Consider the following 25,770-nt stretch of genomic DNA (forward strand, 5'->3'; position numbering starts at 1 on the left):
GTTATGGGTTACCTTGCTGCAGCAGTCTGGTGACGAAAGAATCAATTTGACTGATGCTATTTTCGATCTTCAACCGATCGCCATTTGCGATATGCTGTTCTAATGTTTCACAAAGCTGCTTGCCGAGCACCAGGTTCAACATAGCAAATACGCCTTTCAATCGATGTGCAGTCTGCGAAAGCGATATGAAATCACGTTGCTGAAGTTCAGTATACAGTTTCTTCAGATCTATCGGTACTGTCTCAACGAATAACGAATAATAGTCGCTGGATTTGAGTTGTTGTTCATAGGTACTTATATCATCTTCGGCAATAGATTCAGACTCTTCTTTTGATTCATCTGATAAGATCCGTTGTTCAATTAATAATAGTATCGCGTCAATAACGGCACTGCCTAAATTGTAATTTACCCGGATATAGTTACCCTGCAATTGTTGTAATCCCACCTCGTCTGAAGTCAATAATAAGGTAAAATTATCATAGTGTTGAGGATTATCAGTTAACGTAACGTCGTAATCTCGGCCCGGTAGGCGATCATCGGCAATAATGCAGTTTGCACCGAATGAACCTAGCAATGTCGTGATGATTGAACGTACTTCTTCCGAGGTTATATCTAATAAAGCGGTCACTCCATCTAATAATTTTTCTTGCTCTTCTTGTTGCTCATTTTCGATAGCCATAGTTACACGGATAGTATAACGAGTACCTATATCGATTTTGCTACGAATCTCTAATTGGCCATTTAATTTTCTACATAATTGGTTACATAAAAAGAAGGTTAACCCTGATCCGTGATTGTATCTGTCGGCCAATGTTTGACTGAGGAAAGGATAATTAAGATTACTGATCTCTTCATCCGATATACCGACACCGGTATCGGTTATCTGAATAATGAGTTGTTCTGGATGGCCCGGCTCGTGGTCAACGTTGAGTGTGATTTTGCCGTAATCCGTTGTGACGATGGAATAGTGCAGTAGCAGCGAAAGTATTTTACGTAATACATTTTCATCACCTGTGTAATTTTGATCAATATCGGCACGGTAGTGATTAAACAGAGTTAAACCTTTCTGATTAATGGCGGGTAGAACCTCCAACAGCAGCGCATCGATTAATGCCGACAGTGAGAAGTGGCGCTGCTCTGGCTGCCAATCTTGTGTTTCCAGACGGGTGAGTAGGGTGATGTTCTCAATCAGTTCAATAATGGCATCTGATTGCTTAATCACTTTCGCTGTCAGATCTTGTTGCTGTTGCAAGTCAGTTGCGTTCTGTAACTCATGGGCAAGTTGATTCAGAGTGTTGACGGGTTGATTCAGCTCAATCCCCAGATTGTGCAGCATCAGTTTACGTGCTTGCAGGCTCTTGTCGTATTCACGCCTTGCCTGCTGCAACTTTTTATTCACCAACACTTCTTTATCCTGATCATGGAGCAGGAAGAGGTAGGTTTCAGGTGAAATTTGGCTGCGGAACATGCGAATTTCGTACACTTCATTATTCACCGTGCCTTGAATCACCCCGTGATGCTGCTCCGCCATATGCGCAATTTTCTGCATATTCAGGTGTGGCATCAGGTTATCGGCAATCTGGTTGCTGGCGACGACCGTGTTATTGCTGAAGTTATAGACCAACAACCCTTGGGGTAGGTTAGTCATAATTTCCTGACTCAGCGATTTCTGCGCTTCTAACTTTTCGACCACATCAGCACTGGGGTGGACGTATTGGCGACGAACGAAATAGATGCCTAGCACCGCAAGTACCAGCAGCAAGATATTGCTAACAATCAGCCAGAAATTATTTCTCAGAAAATCAATTGCTAACAGGTTAATCGGGACACGATAGACAATTTTTAATGTGGCGTTCGCTAAGGGTGCGGAGAACTCAACCCAGTAGCCATTGAGTGTCACACTGGCGGCGACGACATCTTCCGGGGCCATACCTTCATTAATCGGTGTTCTATCTTTTTGCAGCAAGAAGTTAGAGCGTGCCATGTTCGGCGGGATTAAGTCATTAATCGGTAAATCAAATGCGATGACCGTCGCCAGATGTCCGGGATGGTTAAAGGTGGTTCTCAGGGTGAAATAGTAGGCGTTTTGGAAACGTAATTTGCGCAGTGGCGAGAAACTCTCGCGCTCATCCAAGGTATTGGCCTGTTGCAGCATCTCTGCACGTCGGGATTCTGCCGCGACAGTCAGGTAGCTCTCTTTGAAACGTGAAGTGACCTCTTTCAGAGCCTGAGTGGTGATCAGTGTCAGGCTATTATCCTGACCGTTCAGATAATACATCGAGTAGGTATCATTCTGTGACCCCCAATGGCTATCAAGATAGTCAGACATCTGCAATGCCATTGCTAAGGTTGCTGACTCGTGATTGCCAAAAATGACCGTATCCGTCTTTCTACGCGGCTTCTCAATGTAGTAAATATCAGGGCGTAGACGCACTTCTTGCGCGGAGAGAATCACTTTCTCCGCGAGATCTGGGCTATTCGCTAAATCATAGAGTTGGTAAGTGTGATAGCGATAATCATCGATACGTTGTTGCAAGCCGCTGGCGATATAGGTCAATGCATGTTTTTTTTCTGTTAGATAAGCATTGGTATAGTTGTAGCCATACAGCCCGATGGTGATGAGCAGTAAGACGATAAACAGCCAGAAGCAGCGGGTAATTTTAGCTGGACTGGTAGATAACGAGTTATTTTGCATAAAAAGACGGCATATTCCTGGGTTAACGCGTGACGGCTCTGGCGCTGGCGGTGACGGCCAGTAACAGCAGCGCGACGCAGCCAAAAGCGACCGATAAATTACTGAGTTGTGCGACGAAACCAATGGCCGCAGGGCCAGCCAGAATTCCGGCGTAACCGATGGTAGTAATGGATGCCACCGCCAGATTGGCGGGCATCACGGTTTGGTTGCCAGCGGCGGTGAACAGAATCGGTACCACATTTGATGCACCTAGCCCCACCAGCATAAAACCCATAATAGCGGCAATGGAGCTATCAACACTGATCGCGATAACAATCCCCATCGCGGCGCACAGACTGCCGCCTAATACTACCTTGTATCGGCCCAAGGCGTTGACAATCCGATCACCATTTAAGCGGCCCAGCGTCATGGCGATTGCAAATACGGCATAGCCCATTCCCGCTTGTGAAGGTTCCATGCCTCGCAGTGAGGTCAGGAAGAGCGCGCTCCAGTCAAGCATTGAGCCTTCGGCGAGAAACATCACAAAACATAAAAAACCGATGAACATGACCCAACCACGCGGCCAAACAAATAGCGGGCCATCATGAGGCTCACCGCTGCCCTGTAACAGGTTTTTATTGGCAGTCAGCAGTAGGATTATCATTAATACTACCGTCGCGATAATCGCCATCAGCGGTGTAAGGCCGAGCCACAGTAAGGCGCTCACACCACCCGCACCGGCAATCCCGCCGACACTGAACAGCCCGTGGAAACCGGACATCATGGCACGGCCACTGGCTTTTTCAACAATGACGGCCTGAATATTCATCGCGACATCGATTATGCCCATGGCTGCACCGAAAACGAGTAGCGCGAGGGCCATGGTCAGCGGGGTATTCATCAGCACCAGCAGCGGGAGGTCGAGACACAATATTGCGCCCGCCAGTAAAATCACTGCCCGGCAACCCCATTTTGCCGTGAGGATGCCGGTCAGGGGCATCGCCATCATTGAGCCGATACCAATGCACAACAGCAGTAAGCCCAGTGAAGCATCATTAAGACCAATACGTTCCTTGGCAAAAGGTACCAGAGGAGCCCAAGCGGCCATGCCCAATCCGGCGATAAAGAAAGCCAGTCGGGTCGAGACTTGTTGTGCAACGCCGGGTTGCTTGAGGGGTTGGCCTAGGGTTTGTTGACGTATTTCGGTGTTCATGAGGTATTAGCGTCTGTGATTAATATGAACGATCAATATAGACAGACGTTTCTATCACAAAGCGAAATGCGGGTCGAAGGGATTTATCTGATTAGCAGAATAATTGGCGGCCTAATTCAACATCTCGCCTCCTCTAATGTTGCTTTAGATTGAAAATTGTACAGGTGATAATTCAAGCTAGAATCATTCAGAAGCCTAAAGTATGCTGAGGCAATGTCGCCTAATGTTACTGAATTGTAACTCCAAATCATTAGTTTTAATTAAGTCTAGGGTTGTTGGGTGAATGTGGCTGTTTTGATGAGCGCACTCAGTGATACTGGGTACTGAAACGATTAATTAATCTATTTATCAGTTTATTATCAACTTGGCATTTTGTTGTATCCTTCGCTTTTAATCGGCACTTTCTCATTTGTATCCTTAATGTTTGTAACTTAAATGAAAAATTTTATTGTACAGTTTTTAAAATATCTACTTATATGTAAGTAGTGATTCGCCAATGTATTGTTCGAGATCACATTAAAAAATAAATATAAAAATTGAATGTATTGAAAGCGCTGATCCCTTTGCGGTTGTTAACCACACCAGAAACAAGCTTAAACCCTCTTTTGTGAGGCGTTTATTTACCCTCCTGCGTCCGACTTATCGGGAATCCTCCCCCGGTCTGTTCTTACGTGGAGACAGTGACTTGCTTGATTTTTGAGGTTAACCATGGCGAATCCAACCAATGCATCCATTGATATTATCTCTCGCCGAAATGGGGCGATGATCTCACATGTGGCTGGCAATCAGCAGGTTGTGGCACTGAACGAGTTGAGCATTGTGCGTATCCATGGCACACCGGCAATGGTGGCAAGCTACGAGCGTCAGGGCAGTGACCTGATTTTGCATATGAAAGATGGCTCTACAGTGCGCTATCAGCGCTTTTTCACCACCGACGGTGAGGGCAATTACAGCGAGTTGGTGTTTGATGATGGCGTCAGCCCGCCCGTGCAGGCCACTTTCCCTGCCGCGATGGGGGCTACCTTGGGCGGTGATGCCCTGTTGGTGCCGGAATTCACCTCCATCGACAGTGTGGCGGGCTTGGCGTTAGGCAGCAGTGCCAGCTCGGCGGGGCTACTAGCTGGGGCGCTGGGTTTTCTAGCGATAGCGGGCGGCATCGGCATCGCGGCGTCACAAAGTGGCGGTAACAGCTCAAACGGCGGCAGTTCCGGCGGCGGCTCAAATGGGGGCAACAATGGCGGAAACAATGGTGGAAACAATGGCGGCAACTCCGCACCGACATTAACCATCAACCCCTTGGGCGGCGATAACCGCCTTAATAGCAGCGAAGTAAGTGTCAGCCAAACATTGAGCGGCACCACCACCGGCATTGCGGCGGGGCAACAGGTCGATATCAAAATCAATGGCGTCACCTACACCGCGACGGTGGCCGCTGATGGTTCATGGACACTGCCGCTACCGCCTTCAATGCTGCAAGGGTTGCATGATGGCAGCTATCCCGTCGTGGTCTCGGTCAGTAATGGCAGTGGGCAAACGGTAGAGAAAACCCTGGCTCTGGTGGTCGATACCAGCAAACCCACCCTGACTCTCTCTCCGGTCGCTGGGGACGGCATTATCAATGGGGATGAGTCTCACGCGACTGTGGTCATCAAAGGCACCTCATCGGCCGTGGGATCGACCGTCACAGTGATGTTCCACGGCCAACCCTATACTGGCAAAGTACAGAGTGATGGCAGTTGGTCGGTGGATGTTCCCGCCAGTGCGCTGGTTGGGGTGAAAGATGGTTCACAGTCGATAACCGCCACCGTCACTAACAGCACCGGCAACAGTGCGACTACCAGCGGTAACGTCTTGATTGATGCCGATCCGCTCAATTTCCCCTCTCTATTCGTCAAGCCCTTTGCCAATGACAATAATCTTAACGGGGCCGAGCAGAAGGTCAGCCAAACATTGAGCGGTGAAACCACACATGTCGAAGCGGGACAGACGGTTTTCATCACATTGAATAATAAGAACTATAGCGCGACCGTCGGGTCTGATGGCAAATGGAGCACTCAGGTTCCGGCAGCAGATTTGGCGATGATTGCCAATGGCACCACCCAACTCCACGCCACGGTTAAGAATACCGCAGGTAATTCGGGCAGTGCGGACAGCACCCTCACCGTAGACAATACTCAGGCCGGGCTAGGGGTTAACCCCGTGGCGGGCGATAATCTAATTAATCTCGCCGAATCGGCGCTCGGTATTACCGTCAGTGGCACCTCGACGGGCCTGCCGCTCTCCACTCAGGTGACCGTCACACTCAATAATGTTCCTTATACCGGGACGACGGACAGTAACGGCAACTGGAGTGTCACTATCCCCAGCGGGGATTTAACCTCACTGCCTGATGGGCCGATCACCCTCAACGTGCAAGCGCCGGGCGTCACCGACGTCAATGTTCCGCTGGGTATCTATATCCATGATGTTCCCATCGCCACCATCAATACGCCTTTTGGGGATGGGACACTCAACGGCGCTGAAGCCCAGAGTGACCAAACGATCACCGGTTCGACCGGAGCTAGCGGTGCGGGTCAGACCCTGACGGTCAGTTTTAATGGCGTCACCTATCATCCCACGGTGGCGCTAGATGGCAGTTGGTCGCTGACACTGCCGACCGCCACATTGCAGGCGCTAGGGCAAGGGGCCATAGCACTGAGTGTGACTGCCAGTGATGTGGCCGGTAACAGCAGTTACACCACACTGATAGTGAAGGTCGATACTCAGCCCCCCACACTTTTGGTCGATCCTGTTGCCGGGGACGGCATTATCAATGCCATCGAAGCGGCCTTGCCTGTTGCCATCAGTGGTCGCAGTGGTGATATTGGGGCCACGGTGAAGGTCAATTATGGGGGTAAAGACTACAGCGCGCTGGTGACGAGCAGTGGGACGTGGCGGGTGGATATTCCTGCGGCGGATCTCGCGGCCTTGGCGGACGGCAGCTACCCCTTAACCGTCACTGTCACGGATGCGGCCAAAAACAGCACCAGTGTGACCTCAAACGTCCAGCTAGACGCGAGTCCTGCCAATTTCCCGACACTGACCATTAATGCCTTTGCCAGCAACAATATCCTTGATGGGGCGGAGCAGCGGGTGGATCAAATCATCAGCGGCACCACCACCAAAGTGGAGGCGGGCCGTGTCGTGAGCATTATGCTCAACGGCAAAACCTACAGCGCCACGGTCGGGGCGGATGGCCGTTGGAGTACCCAAGTCAGCGCCGCCGATCTGGCCTTGCTGGCAAACGGTAGCACCAATATTACCGCCACGGTCAGCGATTTGAGCGGCAATCCGGTCACCGAAACTCACACCATCACCGTCAATAACCTGCTGGCGGGGCTGGGGATCACGCCGCTCACGGGCGATAATCTGATCAATGCTGCCGAAGCGGCTGCGGGTGTGACGGTGAGTGGGACATCGGCCAATGTGAATGTCGGCCAAATGATCACGCTGACACTCAATAATAAAGTCTATACCGCGATCGTCGGCGCAGGGGGCCGTTGGAGCACCCAGATCCCGGCGGCGGATCTGGCGAAATTGGCTGAGGGCAATGCGACACTCTTGGCCTTCACCACCGATGCGGCGGGGAATCCGGTCAGCAGCACCGCCACACTGGGGATCTATACCCATGCACTGCCGACGGTCAGCCTGACACCGCCTTTTGTCGATGGCACTCTGAATCGCGCCGAAGCCGCCACCAACCAAACGTTGAGTGGCAGCACAGGCGTGACGGGCAGTGGTCAGCAGGTCAGCGTGAAACTGGCGGGCGTCACCTATGCGGCTACTGTCGCCGCAGATGGCAGTTGGTCACTGCTGCTGCCCACTGCTGTGCTGCAAGGGTTAGGGCAAGGTAACCAGCCGCTAGTGATTACCGCCAGTGATGCGGCGGGCAACACCAATACACTCAATAGCCAATTCAATGTTGATACATTGGCTCCCGGATTGACTGTCGGCCCCATCGCCACGGATAACATCATTAATGGCACAGAGGCGGCGGCCAGCATTGCCATTAATGGCACCAGCACTGAAATCGGTGCGGTGGTGAAGGTCACGGTTGGGGGACAGACCTACACCGGGGTAGTGCAGCCCAATGGCAGTTGGAGCCTGAATATTCCGGCGGGGGCGTTGGCGTCACTCAGTGATGGCACTTATGGGGTCACCACCCAGATTCAAGATGCGGCGGGCAATCAGACCACGGTGAACCAAAATGTGGTTTTGGATGCCGACCCGCGTCTGTTGCCGACCCTGACCATTAGCGCCTTTGCTGGTAACAATATTCTGGATGGTGCGGAGCAGCAGGTGAACCAGACCGTCAGTGGCACCACCACCGGGGTCGAAACCGGGCGGCTGGTCACTATCTCCCTCAATGGCCGCACCTACAGCGCGTCCGTCGATTCATCAGGCCATTGGAGCGCCCAAATTCCTGTCAGTGATTTGGCCTTGCTGGCGAATGGCGCGATCAACATTACCGCCACCGTCAGTGATGCCAATGGTAATGGGGCCAATGACAGCCACGGCATTGTGGTCAATAACGTGCAGAGCGGCATCGGCATCAGCCCGCTGACGGGCGACAATCTCATTAATGCGCTGGAGGCCGCCGCCGATATCAAGGTGAGTGGCACCTCCAGCAATGTGAGCCTCAACCAAAGCATCACCATCACACTGAACGGAAAAAACTACACCGCCACTGTCGGCGCGGGGGGCAGTTGGAGTGTCAGTCTGCCCAAAGCGGATCTGGCACTGTTACTGGACGGCAAAGCCACCCTCACGGCCAGCGCCACTGACAGCAATGGCAATCCGGTCTCCACCAGCAGCGAACTGGGGATCTATATCCATAATCTGCCGAATGTCACCCTGAATGGGCCATTCGGCGATAGCATACTGAGCAAAGCCGAAGCGGGGATTAGTCAGAGTCTGAGCGGCACCACCGGGATTACCGGTTCCGGCCAAACCGTGATAGTGACCCTTGGCGGCAAAACCTATCCGGCGCTGGTGGGGAGTGATGGTAACTGGTCACTAACCCTGCCCACCAGCGTATTGCAGGGCTTGGCGCAAGGCCCGCAGTCGATTACCGTGCAAGTGACGGACGGGGGCGGCAACACCAGCAGCAAAGTCACCCCGATTACGGTGGATACAGTGGCACCAGAATTGTCGGTGGGGCCGATCTCTAGCGACGGCGTGATCAATGCCACGGAAGCGGCCGCCAAGATCCCGGTATTTGGCACCTCCAATGAGGTGGGGGCCACCGTGAATGTCATCGTCAACGGCCAAACCTACAGCACCACCGTCAGTAATACCGGCAGTTGGAGTATCGATATTCCCGCTAACACCCTGAATTTGCTGGCTGATGGCACCTATCCTGTCACCATTTCGATTCAAGACGCCAATGGCAACACCACCACGGCGACCCAAGATATCAAGCTGGTCACCCACGCGGTTCCGGCCCCTTCACTGAACACCCCCTTTGTCGATGGCTACCTGAGTGCCGCTGAAGTGACCAGCAGCCAAACATTGACTGGCTCGACAGGCATCAGCGGCGCAGGGCAAAAAGTGGTGGTGACGGTGGGCGGTGTGGTGCATAACCTGACCGCCGACAATAACGGCAACTGGCAACTCACCTTGCAGCCGACAGAGTTACAGAGTCTGCCGAACGGCAATCTGGTAATTTCGGTCACGGCGACCGACAGTGCGGGTAACAGCGCGACCTTGACGGGCAGCGCGACGGTGGACAAAGTGGCCCCTGATTTAGTGATCGCGCCAATTGGTGACGACAATATCATCAACGCCCTTGAGGTATTGGGCACGGTCAATGTCACCGGCACCGCGCCGCTGTCAGAGGCGGGGCAAACCGTCTCGGTGCGGCTCAACGGCGTGACCTACAGCACGCTAGTGCAACCGGATGGCAGTTGGACTATTCCGCTCAGCGCCACCGTGCTACAGAATTTGCCTGATGGCAGCTACCCGATTCAGGTCACGCTCAGTGATAGCGCGGGCAACCAAACGACGATTGATCGCACACTGACACTGGATGCCAACCCCGCGAATCTTCCGACCCTGACCCTCAGTTCGGTGTCCGGTGACAACTTTATCAGCCGGATTGAGTTTACGCAGGATGCGGTGATCAAAGGCGTGTCCACCCATGTGGAGATGGGGCGCACCGTCACCGTCACCCTCAACGGCAAAACCTATACCGGGCAGGTCCAAAGTGACGGTAGCTGGCAAGTGACCGTGCCAGCGGCGGATGTCAGCCTGTTGCCGGAAGGGGCATCGACGGCAGAGGCCAAAGTGACTGACCTGAGTGGTAACCCGGCGACGGGTAGCCATCAGGTAACCGTGATCGCCTCACTGGCGGATCAGCCATTGTTGACCATCGCCACCGTGACCAGCGACGACATCATCAATTATCAGGAGAGTCAGTCAGCCCTCACCATTCATGGCAACAGTCAGCGGGTACCCGCAGGCCAATCGGTGAGTGTCAGCTTGCAGGGTAAGATCTACAGTGGCTTGGTGCAGGCCGATGGCAGTTGGAGTGTTTCCGTGCCCGCAGGGGAGGTGCAGAAGTTACCGCAGGGCAATAACCTGATTAGCGCCACGGTCAATGATGCCGCGCAAAACCCCGCCAGCAGTAGCCATAATGTGACAGTGGATACGCAAGTCCCACTCCTGACGGTGGAGGTACAAACCCACCTCGACAATGTGCTGAATCTGGCTGATGCCTTACTGGGCTTGGTGGTCAAAGGCACCTGTGCGGGGGATGCCGGATTGACGGTGACCGTCACACTCAATGGTCACGATTATCAAACTAAAGTGCTCAGTAATGGCAGTTGGAGCCTAACTATCCCTTCTGGCGACTTGCTGCTACTGGGGGATGGCCCGTTAGTGGGGGGCGTGAAGGTCAGTGTCACCGATGCGGCCAATAATGAGAGCCATGATGTCACCAATCTCAGTGTCGCCATTCATAATGTGCCGACACTGACTTTAGCGCCGCTGTTTACCGATAACATATTGAGTGTTAACGAGATTAGCGCAAATGCGACTTTAACCGGCGGCTGCACTAATCTAGCCGTCGGGACGGCGGTGGTGGTGTCGATCAATGGCGCGAGCTATAACGGCAGTGTGACGGCCGCTGGCGTCTGGTCGGTCAATATCAGTGCCGTGGATCTGCAAAAACTGAGCGACGGCATGGCGAAAGTGACCGTAAGCGCCACCGATGCTGGCTCTGGCAACAACGCCTCAGCCAGTGCCAACCTCGATATTTTGATCCATAACGTGCCGCACATTACCTTGCCGGCCTTGCCGTTTGGTGATGGCTACCTCAATAAGCTGGAAGCTGCCGCTGACCAAGTTCTAACGGGCAGTACTGGGGCTACGGGTAGCGGCCAAACCATCACCTTGACCATCGATAACATCCCTTATCTTGCCACTGTTGCACTGGATGGCAGTTGGATTTGCACGCTACCCGCAGGGACGCTAAGCGCATTGCTGGATGGGAAGCACAGTATCTCCATCACAGTGACGGACAGGGTGGGCAACACTGATACTGAGGTGTTTGAGTTCAACTCTCTGCTGACCCTCAACCCCCTCCCGACCTTTGATGCCGGGCCGATTATTGGCGGTTTTCTTAATGCCGTAGAGGCCGCCGCAGGCCAGCAGCTCACCGGAACCACGGGGATCACGGGCGATAACCAGCAAGTGACGGTCTACATCAACGGCAGCGGCTACCCCGCCACAGTGACCGCCGACGGCAAGTGGACACTGAACTTACCCTCTGGCGTGCTAAAAGCGCTGCCAGATGGGACATGGGATATCACGGTGAGCGCCAAAGATGCGGCGGGCAATGTGGGTTCTTTGACCGATCACGTTGAGGTGCTGACCCATAACTTGCCGCACCCGACCCTGACACTGCCCTTTGGCGATGGCACCTTAAACCATGCCGAGGCGCTATTGGGGCAGACGCTCACTGGCAGCACGGGCGCGACAGGCAGTGGGCAGAGTGTCGCCATCTCCATTGATGGCAATGTGATACAAACCGTCACGGCGGGTACAGATGGCAGTTGGTCACTGCCGCTATTGACGGCGCTATTAACCGGATTGACCTCCGGCCCGCACACCATTGGTGTCACGGTCACGGATCGCGGCGGCAATGTGGTGAATATCCTGCCGGACCAACCGATCACCTTTATCTCGCAGCAAGTGCTGCCACCGCCGCAGATCGATCTGCCCTCTTTTGGCCTGAGCATCAACATTGCTGAAGCGGCGGGGATCGCTACCATTACGGGTAAAACCGGGATCACCGGCAGCAACCAGAATGTGCAACTGAAAATTGATGTCGGTGGGGTAAGCTACCCCGGTGTGGTTGACGCCAATACCGGCAACTGGACCGTCACACTGCCCGCCGGAGCCTTAAATGGCCTGACCAATGGGGTGCATCAAATCAATGTCACGGTCACGGATGCGGTGGGAAACAGCAACGCCTCCTCACTGAATTTTGAGAGTTTCCTGACACCACCACTGCCCACTATTAGCACGCTGCCTTTTGGCGCAGTGCTGAATTTGCTTGAGGCGGGTTCAGATCAAACATTGACTGGCACCACCGGGCTGCTCAATACCCCACAGGGGGTAAAAGTGACCCTGAACGGCAAGCAATATACCGCCGATGTGGATACCGTGACCGGCATTTGGACCCTTGTCGTCCCGACGGCCGATCTGAAACTCATCCCGGATGGCTCGCCATCAATCAAAGTGGATGTATTGGATGGCGGGGGTAACAGCGGCAGCAGTTCGCTCACCATTGGGGTGGTGACCCATAATTTACCGACAGTCACCGTCGACACGCCGCCATTTGGCTTGGTGCTGGATTTTGCGAGCAGCAAAATCTCCCAAATCCTCACCGGCAGTACCACCAATATGGCCACTGGCAGTCAGGTCAATATTGCCTTTGGCAGCTTGAATCTCACCGCCACTGTGGGGAGCGACGGCAAATGGTCAGCCACCGTCAGCAGTGCTCAATTGGGATCACTCGCCTCCGGCAATGCCGCTATCACGGCGACGGTGACGGATAGCGCGGGGAATACCGGGCAAACCACCCACCCGATCGACGTGAATGTCAATATCGTCGCTCCGCCGGTGGTGCTCACCATCGATCCAATCGAAACCAGCAATATCATCAATGTGCTCAATGATCCGCTCACTATCACGATTGGTGGGAAAGTCACCAACACTATCACTGGGACAGTGAAACTCACCTTTAGCGGCGGCATTGGCGAGCAGATAGCCGTGGTTGGATTGGACGGTAGCTGGTCAGTGACACTGCCCAAGATACTTCTCCCGGATGGCAATTATCAGGTGAAAGCCGAGTTGGTGGGCGGCGGGAGCACGGCTTCCGAAACCGTCGGACTGCTGGTGGACCGCACACCGCCGACCTTGACGGTGCTGCCTTTGGCTTTCGATAACACCCTCAATGCCCTTGAGTCCAAGCTGCCACAACTGCTCAGTGGCACGGCGTCATTGAGTGATATTGGCCGCACGGTGACGGTGACACTGAACGGCAAAACCTATTCGGCACTGATCGTGGCGGGCGGGCTATGGAGTGTCACTATTCCGGCGGCGGACCTACAGGGGCTACCGCAAGGCGATAATACCCTCACCGCCAAGCTCACGGATTTGGCGGGTAACAGCTTTACCCAAACGCCGACGATTCATGTTGATACCCTCCCGGCGCTGATCACGCTGGATGTCAGTGCGCTGGTATTAAACAGCAATATCAATGGAACGGTGCTGTTGGGGACGGCGCTGGGGGCGGAAGGTCAAACCCTCACCCTGACCTTGGGGGGGCTGACACTCAACGCCTTGGTGGGCAGTGACGGCAAGTGGAGCATTAAGGTGTTGCCGGGGCAACTGACGGGCATCGCCGATGGCCCACTGGTGGCGGGGCTGAGTGTGACGGACAGGGCGGGCAACCCCAGCAGCATCAATGCAACAGTGAATGTCGCGCTCAATCCGGGATTGGCCGTAACGGTTGATCCGCTGTTTAACGGCGGTTATCTCAATGCTGTGGGGGCCACGCTGGATCAAGTGTTGTCCGGCACCACACTCAATGCGGGCTTGGGTGCTAAAGTGAATCTCACCCTGAATGGCGTGCCACTGAGTGCCGATGTGGGGGCCAATGGTAAATGGACACTCACACTGCCCGCGGCGCAGTTGGCGCTCCTCGGTGATGGCCCGCTGGCACTGAATGTCACGGTCACCGATGCTAATAACAATGTGGTGAAGGTGGATACCGCACCGGTGCTGAATGTGCTGACCCACAATCTGCCGGTTTTCGGGGCGCTAGACCCGCTGTTCGGCAGTGATGGCGTGCTCAATGCGCTGGAGTCGACCACCACCCAGACGCTGAAAGGGGTGATCAGCAATGTGGCTCCGGGGGCGACAGTGACAGTCACCATTGGCACCAACGTGCTCACCACGCAAGTGCAAGCGGGGGGTGTGTGGCAGGTCGATCTGCTGCCTTCGCTCTTGGGCGGATTGCAGGATGGCAACTTGTCGGTGGGGATCTCGGTGAAAGATGTGGCGGGTAACATCGTCAACACGCAGTTGGGGATTGGCGTGCTAACCCACAACCTGCCAGTGGTCACCCTCAATCCGATCTTTGGTGATGGCATCCTGAATGCGAATGATCTGTTGTCCTCTCAGGTCATTGGCGGGACAGTGAAAAACCTGCCGTCTGGTGCTACGGTCACCCTCAAACTGGGGTCGTTGACACTCACCCCGACCCTCGACAGTAACGGCGCTTTCAGTGTGACGCTCGACAGCACCACATTGAGTGGCTTGCTGGCGGGTTCGTTCAGTGTCACAGCCTCGGTGACAGACTCCGCAGGTAACAGCAATACCGCCACGCGCCCACTGCTGGTGGATGTGACCCCGCCAGTCATCACGCTAAACCCTATTTTTGGTGACGGGAAACTCAGTCTGGCGGATACCGCCATTGGGCAACTCATTGGCGGCACCGTCAGTGGCGTGGCGACCGGAACACAGGTCAGCATCACACTGGGTGGTAAAACCTTCTTCGGCACCACGGCGGCCAATGGCTCTTTCAACATTACCCTGCAACCGGCCGATCTGACCGCACTCACCAATGGCAGCTTGACGGTGGGGGCTTCGGTCACGGATCTGGCGGGCAATACCGGGACGGCATCCGGCTCGGTTAACGTCATTATTAGCAATCTGCCGAAGCTGGTGCTGGACCCTATTTTTGGTGACGGGCTGCTGAGTATCCTCGACAGCCAAACCCCACAAACCCTTAGCGGGACAGTACTGAATGGCACACTGGGGGCGCAGGTGCTGGTGCAAGTCGGTAGCAGCCAACTGAGTACCACCGTGGGGGCAAATGGGGTCTGGAGCCTCTTGGTGCCGACCAATGTCTTGAGCGGATTGCTGGATGGCAGCCAAACCATTAGCGCATCACTGGTGGATGGCGCGGGCAACAGCACCACGGCCAGTGGCGTGGTTAATGTGCTGATTCATGCTCAGCCGACACTGTCAGTCAATCCTATTTTCGGCGATGGCATCCTCAGTGTGGCGGATTTGCTGGTGGCGCAGACCATCAGCGGTAGCAGCACCAATGTGGCATTGGGCACGCAAATTAATGTGCTGCTCAATGGCAAGACCTATACCACCACTGTGGGGGCGGGCGGCAACTGGAGTGTGCTGGTTCAGCCGATTGATCTCAAAACGCTGACCGTCGATACCAATTTGACGGTGAATGTCTCGCTGCAAGATGCGGTGGGTAACGCCGCCAGCAAATCTGGTGTCCTGAGTGTGATCGCCAATGGGATACCGACACTCACCGTGGACTCTATTTTCGGTGACGGCCTACTCAATGCCGCTGATGCTCTGTTAACCCAAACTATCACGGGCCACTCGACCTTTGCAGCGGGTTCCACCCTGAATATCACGGTCGGTAATCTGGCGCTGAGCACCACCGTGAAAGCGGATGGCACTTGGAGCATTTCGGTTCCCCCAGCGGCGCTGGCGACTCTGACTGACGGCAGTGTGACCGCCCATGCCACTCTGACCAATGCCGCCGGACACAGCGCGACGGCCAATGCACCGGTCTCTGTTGGCATTAATGTGCCTACACTGACGATAAACCCGTTCTTTGCCAGCGACCACTATCTCAGCGGCGCAGAATCAACAACAGCACAAGTGATTTCCGGCACCAGCACCCATGCCGCTGGACTGCAAATTAAGGTCACGGTGGGCGGGGCTAACTTGACTGCAACCATTGCGAACGACGGCAGTTGGAGTGTGCCGATTACGACTTCAGCGCTAACGGGATTGCTGGACGGTTCAGCCAAAATTGGCGTCTCGGTGACGGATGCGGTGGGCAACAGTGCCGCGATTAACACTGATTTCACGGTGAAAACGCATGCTCTGCCGCTACTGGGGGTCGATGTGCTGGGTAATGTCGGCAATCTGCTACTCCTGCCGACCAACGGGTTGACGATCTCCGGTAGCAGCTTAAATGTGCTGCCTAACACCAAGGTGACGGTGGTATTGCTCGGTCACTCTCTCGAGGGCACCGTAGACACTCACGGCAACTGGAGCGTTAAGTTCTACGGCTCTTTCTTGGCTGGACTGAATCTCTTAACCACCCAAGTAGCCGTTGATGTCACTGACGAAGCGGGTAACCACAAAGGGATTTCGGTGGGGTTGCTCTCCGGTTCCGGTGTCCAGCTATTGGCGGCCACCAGTGACATGCAAGCTGACAGCGCGATGGTAGCCAACGACGGTGACACCGCCCATGCCGCCAGTGTGATCACGCCGACGGCACTCTCCAGCAGTGAACCTATCGACAGCACTCTCACCACTACGGTGACAGAGGGCGGCTACCGCATTGGCGGGGTCACCCTGAATTTAGCCGATGGCACGGTGATGTCCGGTGATGCACTGACGGGCAGCAGTGGCAATGACATCTTCACGGTCAACGCGCTGAACTTCACCCATCTCGACGGCGGCTTGGGCATGGACACCTTGCTGTTGAGCGGCAGCCATCAGGCACTGGATCTGACCAGTTTGGGGCTGAAAGTCGAGCATATCGACATCATTGATTTAGGCAAGAGTGGCACCAATAGCATCACGCTGGATCTGCACGAAGCCTTGACGCTCACGGACAAACCGCAGGATGACTTGCTGATCAAAGGGGCGCAGGGCGGGCAGGTCACCCTCAGTAATACACCAGAGGGGGTCTGGAGCAGTGTCGGCCAGCGCAGTGTGGATGGGCAGACATTCGACGTCTACCACAACTCTTCGTTGGAGAGCAGCAACACATTGGGCGATGTGCTGATTCAGCAAGGCTTACAGGTACATTTGGTGTGACGACACCGACTTGGCTTGGTTTGGCCTAAACGCAAAAAAACGCCAAAGGCCCATAAAAAATGATCGGCGCAGGAGTAGGTCGGCGATGAAGAGAACAACAAGGCGAGTGAGTGGCCGGGGTGTGTCCGGCGCATTGTGGGGAGTGGTGCTGTTCTCGGCGCTGGGGGGGATATCGGCAGGGGCCGCTGAAACTCCACCGGTGGCGGTGTTTAACTGGCAATCAGCTCCCAGTGAGGAGCAGTTGGCAGAGCTAAGTCTGCGCGAGGCGATTTTACGGGCGTTTGCCCGTAATCCACAAATTGCGCAGGCAGCGGCACAAATCAGAGTGGGGCAAGGGGATTTGGATGTCGTCGAAAGTGGCTGGTATCCCCAAATTGCCTTGCAGGGAACGGCGGGGCGATCTCACCAAACCGATTCGGCGGGCAGCCTGAACAGTAATGCCTCCGCTGGGGTGCAACTGAGTCAGTTGCTGTATGACTTTGGAAAAACTGGCGGCAGCATTGACGAGCAGCACTATCTGTCGGATGCCTACCGCTATGATCTCTTTAGCACCATGACGGCGGTAGGACTCAGCACGGTGCAGTCCTATTTGCAGGTGAAGCGCTATCAGGCATTGAGTTTGGCGGCTCGTGACAACCTCGCCTCGCTGGAGAAGGTGAAAGAGACGGCCCAACTCAGAGCCGACGCGGGCCTCAGCTCGCAATCGGATGTGTTACAAGCGGAAACCCGCATTGCGGGCATGGTGGCTACGTTGGAACAATATCGCGCCCAGCAGCGCTCAGCTCAGGCCCAACTGACGGTGTTGACGGGAGTGGTCTCCGATAACTTGCCGGATCTGCCCAAAGATCTGCTCAAGCAAAAAATCACGCTAAATGCCATTCCCTATGATGCCAGCAGCGCGGTGCGTAGTGCCGAAGCTAAACAGCAGGCGGCAAGAGAGCGGGTGCGGCAGAGTCAGGCCCAGCACTGGCCCACCTTAAAGATTCAGGCGGGCCGGACGCGCTACGAAAATGATGCCCGATCTTACTGGGATGATCAGGTGCAACTGGCAGTCGAAGCCCCGGTTTATCAGGGAGGCGCAGTGAGTGCCAAGGTGCGTGCCGCAGAAGGTGCGCGCTCAGCGGCGCAAGCGGAAGTGGAAAAAGCCAAGCTGGATGTGAACCAAAAAGCCGCAATGGCCTACGCCGATATGATTGGTGCGGTACAGCGGCAGCAGGCGGGTGAGCAGCAATTGGTCAGCGCCCAGCATACCCGCAGCGTTTATCAGGATGAATATAAGTTAAGCAAACGCAGCCTGAATGACTTACTGAGTGTCGAGCAGGATGTGTTGCAGGCCGACTCCATGCGGTTAATGGCGCTGTATGACGGCTGGGATGCCACCGCGCGCTATGCTTCTGCCGTCGATAATTTGGTGGATATGCTCGGCATTGATCGTGTCGCCCAGAGCGGTGAAAGACTGCCCACGCTCTGATAACAGAGACTTTTCCGCCGCCAGAGGGTAAGTGCGCGGTGCGTCATTGACGGAATAACGCGTGTGCGACAGGGGTAACATGACAACGCAATCGACACAAACAGAAGTCTGGATAGCCGCGATGGCAAGGGTTGCCAGCCGTTATGGCAAACCTGCGGATGTCAATTTTCTTGCTCAGCAAATGCGCTGGTTCGAGCAGCTTAGTGGCTTGCGCCAACTGGAGCGCCTCGGCGGTTTACTGGGCTTGCAAGTGAATGTGGTGCCACTGAAAAAAGTGCAATGGCGCAATGCATTACTGCCGGTCTTACTGGAGTTGGAACCGGGCAGTGTGGCGGTGGTCGAGCGCATCAGCGACGAGGGCTTGGTCAATTACTGGCTCAGTGATGGCGGTGATGTAGTGCGTGAAACAAACCTGCAAACGCTATTGGATAGCAGCCAAGGGCAGGTGGTGATGGTCGGCATCGCCAACCGTGGCCGCGACCAGCGGATTGATGAGTTTGTCCAGCCCTACCGCAAGTACTGGTTTTGGCAAAACTTTCGTGGTGCGGGGCGTAAAATCGCCGAAATCTCACTTGCCTCGGTACTGGGTAATATCTTGGCTTTGGGCGGGATACTCTTCTCCATGCAGGTCTACGATAGGGTGATTCCGGCGCAGTCATTCACCACGCTATGGGTATTGTTCTTTGGCGTGTTATTGGCTGCGGTGATGGAATATATCATTCGCCTGACCCGCACCCAGATCTCTGACTTGATGGGCAAGAAAATTGATCTGAATGTCTCGTCGATGCTGTTTGTCCGCGCGATGTCGATCAAAAACGAAGCGCGGCCCAAATCCACCGGATCATTTATCTCCCAATTACGAGAGATTGATCAGGTGCGCGAGCTGCTGACCTCCACTACCGTGGGGGCGGCGGCGGATATGCCCTTTGTCCTACTGTTTCTGGCGATCATGGCCTTTATCGGTGGCCCGCTGGTGGTGATCCCGCTTTTGGCTATCCCGCTGATTGTTATCCCCGGTTTATTGATTCAATTTCCGATGGCGAAGCTGGCGAAAGAGGGGATGCGCGAAAGTGCGCTGCGCAACGCGATCTTGGTCGAAACCATTGAGGGCATTGAGGATATCAAAGCGCTACAGGCCGAGCCTTACTTCCAGCGCCAATGGGAGCAAACGCACGAAGTCAGTGCCGCCGTTGGCATGAAACAGCGCCTATGGGGTGCGCGCCTCAGCGGCTGGTCCTCGACGGTTTCGCAACTCACCTATGCGGGCATGTTGGTGTTCGGCACCTATCTGGTCTTGGGCGGTGAAATTACCACCGGTACGCTGGTCGCCAGCAGCTTGCTCTCGTCGAGAACCATCGCACCGCTGATGCAACTGACCTTGGTTTTCTCCCGCTGGCAACATGCAAAAAGCGCCATGGCGGGTCTCAATGAGCTGCTCAAAAAACCCTTGGATCGCCCGGAAGAGGGGGAGATGGCCCACTGCCCAATACTCAATGGACACTATCAACTGCGCAACCTGCAATATACCTATGACGAGGAGAAGGGGCAAAACGTCATCACCATTGGCTCTCTGGAGCTAAAACCCGGCGAAAAAGTGGCGATCCTCGGCAGAGTCGGGGCCGGTAAATCGACCTTGCTGAAGCTGCTCGCGGGTCAGGCCAGCGCCACCCAAGGCAAAGTGATTATTGACGGTGTGGATATCAAACAGATCGAACCGGCTGATTTACGGCGTCAATTGGGCTTCTTATCGCAGGACTCCCGCTTATTCTTTGGCTCTCTACGGCAAAACCTGATGCTGGGGCACCCCCATGCCACCGAACAGGAGATGCTACAGGCGCTGCGCATTAGCGGTGCAATCACCTTGGTGCAGCAAGATGCCGCCAGTCTGGATCGCATTATTAATGAAGGCGGGCAAGGGTTGTCTGGTGGGCAGCGGCAAATGGTATTGCTGAGCCGAATGATTTTACGTAATCCGCAGGTGGTGTTGATGGATGAGCCGACCGCCTCCATGGATGAGCAGTTGGAGGAGTCTGTCATTCGCCAGATGCACACTTGGCTTGAGGGCCGCATGTTGGTGCTGGTGACCCATCGGCCTGCGCTATTAAAGCTGGTAGATCGCATAATTGTGATGGATAACGGCCGCGTGGTAGCTGATGGTCCACGGGACCACATCCTCAATACGATTGCCCATAAATCTCAGCAAGGTGCCGCTTAATAGGAGTGGGTCATGAGCAATCTCAGTCTGCAACAAGAAAGGGCGCACCAAGAGCAGCGGATGTCACTGATTGTCTGGCTAACGCTGGTGGGGATGATAGTGATGTTTGTATGGGCTTACTTCGCCATCTTGGATGAAGTCACGGTCGGTACAGGAAAAGTCACGCCGTCGAGCCGTGCACAACTGATCGAGAGCCTTGATGGTGGGATTATCAATGAGTTACTGGTGCATGAAGGGGCGATCATCAATAAAGGGCAGATACTGGCGCGCCTCGATCCCACCCGTTTTCAATCTAATTACGGCGAAGCCGCCGCCCGAGTGCGCACCTTGCGCGCCTCTTCCGAACGTCTACGCGCTGAGTTAACTGGCGCTGCACTCGCTTTCGGCGCTGATACCTTAAAAGAACCCGAGCTGGTGGCACGCGAGACGCAATTTTATCTCTCCCGACGGCAAAACCTAAATGAGACCGTCAGCAATTTGCAGCAATCGCTGAAGCTGGTGCAGCAGGAGCTGCGAATGACGGAGCCGCTGGTGGCGAAAGGGGCAGCCAGTCAGGTTGAAGTGATTCGCCTACAGCGCCAGATCAGTGATCTGCGCGGTAAAATTGATGAAGCGCGCAACCAGTATGCCGTCAGGGCCAGAGAGGAGCAGGTGAAAAATAATGCCGATTTGGACGCGCAGTTACAGGTGGTTTCCGGTAAACAGGATCAACTCACCCGTACCACGCTGATTTCACCAGTGCGCGGCATCGTCAAGGACATTCAAGTTTCCACGGTCGGAGGGGTTCTGCAACCCGGCGGTAAGCTGATGGAGATCGTGCCTATCGAAGAGCAGCTATTGATTGAGACGCGAATTAATCCGCGTGATATTGCCTACATCCGGCCCGGATTAGCGGCAACAGTCAAGATAACGGCTTATGATTCATCTATTTATGGCAATCTGACTGGGGTGGTAGAGACGGTATCACCGGACACGCTGCAAGATGAGATTAAGCGCGACCAATTCTACTATCGTATCTACATTCGCACGGATAGGGCTGAGCTGATAAATAAAGCCGGTAAATCATTTCCAATATTACCGGGCATGGTCGCTAGCGTCGAAATTAAAACCGGCCAGAAAACGGTTTTGGATTACCTGATAAAACCGCTGAATAAAGTGAAGGAATCACTGCGCGAGCGCTAATATTATCCGCCCATACTCTGCCGCTGTGGCACTCGGTCATTGGCGGCAGAGTGCGCATTATTGACAAATAAATACAAATCAAAACAAATAAATAGCAGGGCAAGAGTTAACCGATCAGGCCAATTATTGCTCTCGCTGTTGAACTATTCGTGCTGAAATATAATACTGAAACTATATTATTTAATTATTATTTCATTTTGTTAATATGCCAAACACTATAAATATACTTTGCTATCTATATCGCAAGCAATAAAAAAGCCGGTCAAAAGACCGGCCGTCAACTAACGAATTATCTGGCTGCGAAAGCCACAATGAGAATAATATAAAAAATAATGATGATAGCAGAGCTATTATAGCTCTAGGGTTCAGTATATTACTTATCAATTTGTGCTATGCAAGTTTTTTGGTATACATCTGATTTGTATCATTATATTATTTGTCTTTGACAATTGGTGCTATATTTTACGTGTTTCTTGTTTTTGTGAAAGTTCGCGCACATTTACATTTGGAAATACTTTATGGGGTATATGAAACATTATCTCCAACTTGGTAGCATTTTCTGTATGGATTAATCCAAATATTATTACCACAATAGAATAACCCCGTTGGGATTATATGCTCGAAAGAGCAGTGGCATAGTTAATCTAATAATAGAGGATAATAACGATGAAACTTCGAGTTCTTTCCCTGCTTGTTCCCGCTTTATTAGTTGCAGGTAGTGCAGGCGCGGCTGAAATTTACAACAAAGACGGTAACAAACTGGATCTGTACGGCAAAGTCGATGGTTTACATTATTTCTCTGATGATAAGAGCAAAGATGGCGATCAGTCCTATATGCGTTTTGGCCTGAAAGGCGAAACACAAATCAGTGACCAACTGACTGGCTACGGTCAGTGGGAATATCAGGCAAACCTAAATAAAGCAGAGAGCCAAGACCAAGGTAACTTTACCCGTGTTGGTTTCGCTGGTTTGAAATTTGCTGATTACGGCTCTTTTGATTACGGCCGTAACTACGGTGTGCTGTACGACGTAACTTCATGGACTGACGTACTGCCAGAGTTTGGTGGTGATACCTACGGCGCGGATAACTTCATGTCGCAGCGTGCTAACGGTTTAGCTACTTACCGTAACACCAACTTCTTTGGTTTAGTTGATGGCCTGAACTTCGCTCTGCAATATCAGGGCAAAAATGGCAGCGCGACCGAAAGCAACAATGGCCGTGATGTACAGGGTCAGAATGGCGACGGTTATGGTATGTCCCTGTCTTATGATCTGGGCTGGGGTGTGAGCGCGTCTGCGGCGATGGCTAGCTCTAAACGGACTACTGAGCAGAATACTACCCCAGGTATTTATGGTAACGGCGATCGTGCTGATGCCTACACTGGTGGCTTGAAATATGATGCCAACAATGTGTATCTGGCCGCTAACTACACCCAGACTTACAACATGACTCGCTTTGGTGATTTCAGCAAAACTGGCCCAGATGCCATTTTCGGTTTTGCTAACAAAGCACAAAATATTGAGTTAGTCGCTCAGTATCAATTTGATTTCGGCCTGCGCCCATCCGTGGCTTACCTGCAATCTAAAGGTAAAGACATTGGCAACGGCTATGGTGATCAAGATCTGGTCAAATACGTTGATGTCGGTGCCACTTACTTCTTCAACAAAAACATGTCCACCTACGTTGATTACAAAATCAACCTGTTGGATGAGAATAACTTCACCAAAAACGCCGGTATCAACACTGATGATATCGTAGCAGTTGGTTTGGTTTACCAGTTCTAATTCTGATTACAGGATCGGTTCTGAGACAAAACGCGGTCATTTGGCCGCGTTTTTTTGTAGCGTTGTATTCTCTATCCCACGCCCATGATGACGTAAAACTCATTCTCACCCGACCAAACCGTACTGCTACAGAGCTAACTCAATCAACACCAGCAATGCAGCGGTCCCTCCCCACTCTTTAGGGGCTTGATGGAAAGCCAACACATCGGGATGCTGTGCCAACCACAACGGCGTTTGTTGCTTCAGAACATGCTTGCCATGACCATGCATGACGCAGGCGCAATGCACATGCTCACGTTTGCAAGCGGCAATCAACGCACCCAGCTCTTGTTTGGCCTGTAGTTGAGTTAAACCGTGCAAATCCAAAAACATATCGGGCGAGTAATCGCCACGTCGCAATTTTTTAACTTCAAAATGGTCTACACCCGGTCGCACATAGCGGGTCGGGCCTTCCATATCGAGCTGCGGCTGGAATTCATCAGAGAAATAGTAGGTAGCATCAACCTGCTCTTGGAGTAATCGCTCCGGAGCGATTTTTTTACCTAATTTAGGCGGCTCACGGTGGAGAATCGTGTCTTGCTTCAGCTTTTTTGCCCCCGCTATCGACTCTTTAAATAGCTGCAATTCATCGGGTGTCAGGTGATATTTATTTTTCATTATTAGTTCATTGGCCTATTTCAATTGCCATTAGTTTACCTGCTGAGTGCCATCTGTCTAAACAAAAGCGATGCTGGATTAATGGCTTTAATGCGCTCTTGATTATTTGGTTATCATTCATCTGATGTATTGCTGCTGATTTGTCGCGGGCTTCATGGCAAACTAGGGGGATAGAGAATGATTTTACGCACGAGTTGGAGATGACCTTGGACAAGATTTTCGTCGATGAAGCAGTAAATGAGCTGCACACCATTCAAGATATGCTGCGCTGGGCAGTCAGCCGGTTTAATGCGGCCAATATTTTTTATGGTCACGGTACTGATAATCCGTGGGACGAAGCGGTGCAACTGGTTTTCCCAAGCCTGTATTTACCGATTGATATTCCAGAAGATATGCGCAGCGCACGGCTGACCTCCAGTGAGCGTCACCGCATTGTTGAGCGGGTCATCCGTCGGGTTAACGAACGTATTCCGGTGGCTTATCTGACCAATAAAGCCTGGTTCTGTGACATGGAATATTATGTTGATGAGCGCGTGCTGGTGCCTCGTTCACCGATTGGTGAGTTGATCAATAACCGCTTTGATGGACTGATTCGCCATCAACCGAAACATATTCTGGATATGTGCACGGGCAGCGGCTGCATTGCCATTGCCTGTGCCTATGCTTTCCCGGAAGCCGAAGTGGATGCGGTGGATATCTCCAACGACGTATTGGCGGTGACTGAGCACAATATCGAGCAGCATTCAATGGAGCATCAGGTTACGCCGATTCGCTCTGATCTGTTCCGCGATTTGCCCCCAATCAAATATGATTTGATTGTCACTAACCCGCCCTATGTCGATGCTGAAGATATGGCCGACTTACCGCAGGAGTTCCGCTTTGAGCCTGAACTGGGGCTGGCTGCGGGCAGCGATGGTCTGGATCTGGCCCGCCGTATTCTGGCCTGTGCGCCGGACTTCTTGCAAGATGACGGCGTGCTGATTTGCGAAGTGGGCAACAGCATGGTGCATTTGATGGATCAATATCCAGATGTGCCGTTCACTTGGTTAGAGTTTGATCATGGCGGTGATGGCGTCTTTATGCTGACCAAACAGCAACTGATTGACTGCGCACCCCATTTTAGTCAGTACCGCGATTAATTATTCACTTATCAATCT

The 25,770-nt window shown here is 53.3% G+C and carries 9 protein-coding genes; 6 read left to right on the top strand and 3 right to left on the bottom strand.

Annotated elements, in window-relative coordinates; genetic code table 11:
- Window position 1: 1 nt before the first annotated feature.
- On the bottom strand, window positions 2–2,695 hold the full coding sequence (gene rcsD / locus HRD69_RS12085; RefSeq protein WP_004875318.1) for a phosphotransferase RcsD: 2,694 nt from the start codon (window positions 2,693–2,695) through the stop codon (window positions 2–4).
- Window positions 2,696–2,717: 22 nt separating this feature from the next.
- Window positions 2,718–3,887: an MFS transporter gene (locus tag HRD69_RS12090; RefSeq protein ID WP_004875317.1), complete on the bottom strand. Its 1,170-nt coding sequence runs from the start codon at window positions 3,885–3,887 to the stop codon at window positions 2,718–2,720.
- 708 nt (window positions 3,888–4,595) lie between these two features.
- Between HRD69_RS12090 and HRD69_RS12095 the strand changes: the two genes are divergently transcribed.
- The 5 genes from HRD69_RS12095 to HRD69_RS12115 all read left to right on the top strand — a co-directional run bounded on the left by HRD69_RS12095 (window position 4,596) and on the right by HRD69_RS12115 (window position 23,956).
- Complete coding sequence (locus HRD69_RS12095; protein ID WP_004875316.1) at window positions 4,596–17,303, top strand: Ig-like domain-containing protein; 12,708 nt, start codon at window positions 4,596–4,598, stop codon at window positions 17,301–17,303.
- An 85-nt stretch (window positions 17,304–17,388) separates the two neighbouring features.
- Window positions 17,389–18,774, top strand: a complete 1,386-nt coding sequence (locus HRD69_RS12100; protein ID WP_032814517.1) for a TolC family outer membrane protein — start codon at window positions 17,389–17,391, stop codon at window positions 18,772–18,774.
- 79 nt (window positions 18,775–18,853) lie between these two features.
- On the top strand, window positions 18,854–20,989 hold the full coding sequence (locus HRD69_RS12105; RefSeq protein WP_004875314.1) for a type I secretion system permease/ATPase: 2,136 nt from the start codon (window positions 18,854–18,856) through the stop codon (window positions 20,987–20,989).
- Between the two features lie 12 nt (window positions 20,990–21,001).
- Window positions 21,002–22,171, top strand: coding sequence for a beta-barrel domain-containing protein (locus HRD69_RS12110; protein WP_004875313.1), 1,170 nt, complete (start codon window positions 21,002–21,004; stop codon window positions 22,169–22,171).
- A gap of 666 nt (window positions 22,172–22,837) precedes the next feature.
- On the top strand, window positions 22,838–23,956 hold the full coding sequence (locus HRD69_RS12115) for a porin OmpC (RefSeq protein ID WP_004875312.1): 1,119 nt from the start codon (window positions 22,838–22,840) through the stop codon (window positions 23,954–23,956).
- A gap of 126 nt (window positions 23,957–24,082) precedes the next feature.
- Here HRD69_RS12115 and smrB read toward each other — a convergent pair whose 3' ends face one another.
- Window positions 24,083–24,613, bottom strand: a complete 531-nt coding sequence (smrB, locus tag HRD69_RS12120; protein ID WP_004875311.1) for an endonuclease SmrB — start codon at window positions 24,611–24,613, stop codon at window positions 24,083–24,085.
- 206 nt (window positions 24,614–24,819) lie between these two features.
- On the opposite strand from smrB, the gene prmB reads away from it, so the two are divergent.
- Window positions 24,820–25,752, top strand: coding sequence for a 50S ribosomal protein L3 N(5)-glutamine methyltransferase (gene prmB, locus HRD69_RS12125; RefSeq protein WP_032814540.1), 933 nt, complete (start codon window positions 24,820–24,822; stop codon window positions 25,750–25,752).
- Window positions 25,753–25,770: the final 18 nt, after the last annotated feature.

Origin of the sequence: Yersinia mollaretii ATCC 43969 (genome assembly GCF_013282725.1) — a bacterium.
Taxonomy (GTDB): Bacteria; Pseudomonadota; Gammaproteobacteria; order Enterobacterales; family Enterobacteriaceae; genus Yersinia; species Yersinia mollaretii.

What these genes read in the sequence shown, in the direction of transcription:
- HRD69_RS12110 (WP_004875313.1), top strand. Translation starts at nt 21,002, where the DNA reads ATGAGCAATCTCAGTCTGCAACAAGAAAGGGCGCACCAAGAGCAGCGG.
- rcsD (WP_004875318.1), bottom strand. Translation starts at nt 2,695, where the DNA reads ATGCAAAATAACTCGTTATCTACCAGTCCAGCTAAAATTACCCGCTGC.
- HRD69_RS12105 (WP_004875314.1), top strand. Translation starts at nt 18,854, where the DNA reads ATGACAACGCAATCGACACAAACAGAAGTCTGGATAGCCGCGATGGCA.
- HRD69_RS12100 (WP_032814517.1), top strand. Translation starts at nt 17,389, where the DNA reads ATGAAGAGAACAACAAGGCGAGTGAGTGGCCGGGGTGTGTCCGGCGCA.
- smrB (WP_004875311.1), bottom strand. Translation starts at nt 24,613, where the DNA reads ATGAAAAATAAATATCACCTGACACCCGATGAATTGCAGCTATTTAAA.
- HRD69_RS12090 (WP_004875317.1), bottom strand. Translation starts at nt 3,887, where the DNA reads ATGAACACCGAAATACGTCAACAAACCCTAGGCCAACCCCTCAAGCAA.
- HRD69_RS12095 (WP_004875316.1), top strand. Translation starts at nt 4,596, where the DNA reads ATGGCGAATCCAACCAATGCATCCATTGATATTATCTCTCGCCGAAAT.
- HRD69_RS12115 (WP_004875312.1), top strand. Translation starts at nt 22,838, where the DNA reads ATGAAACTTCGAGTTCTTTCCCTGCTTGTTCCCGCTTTATTAGTTGCA.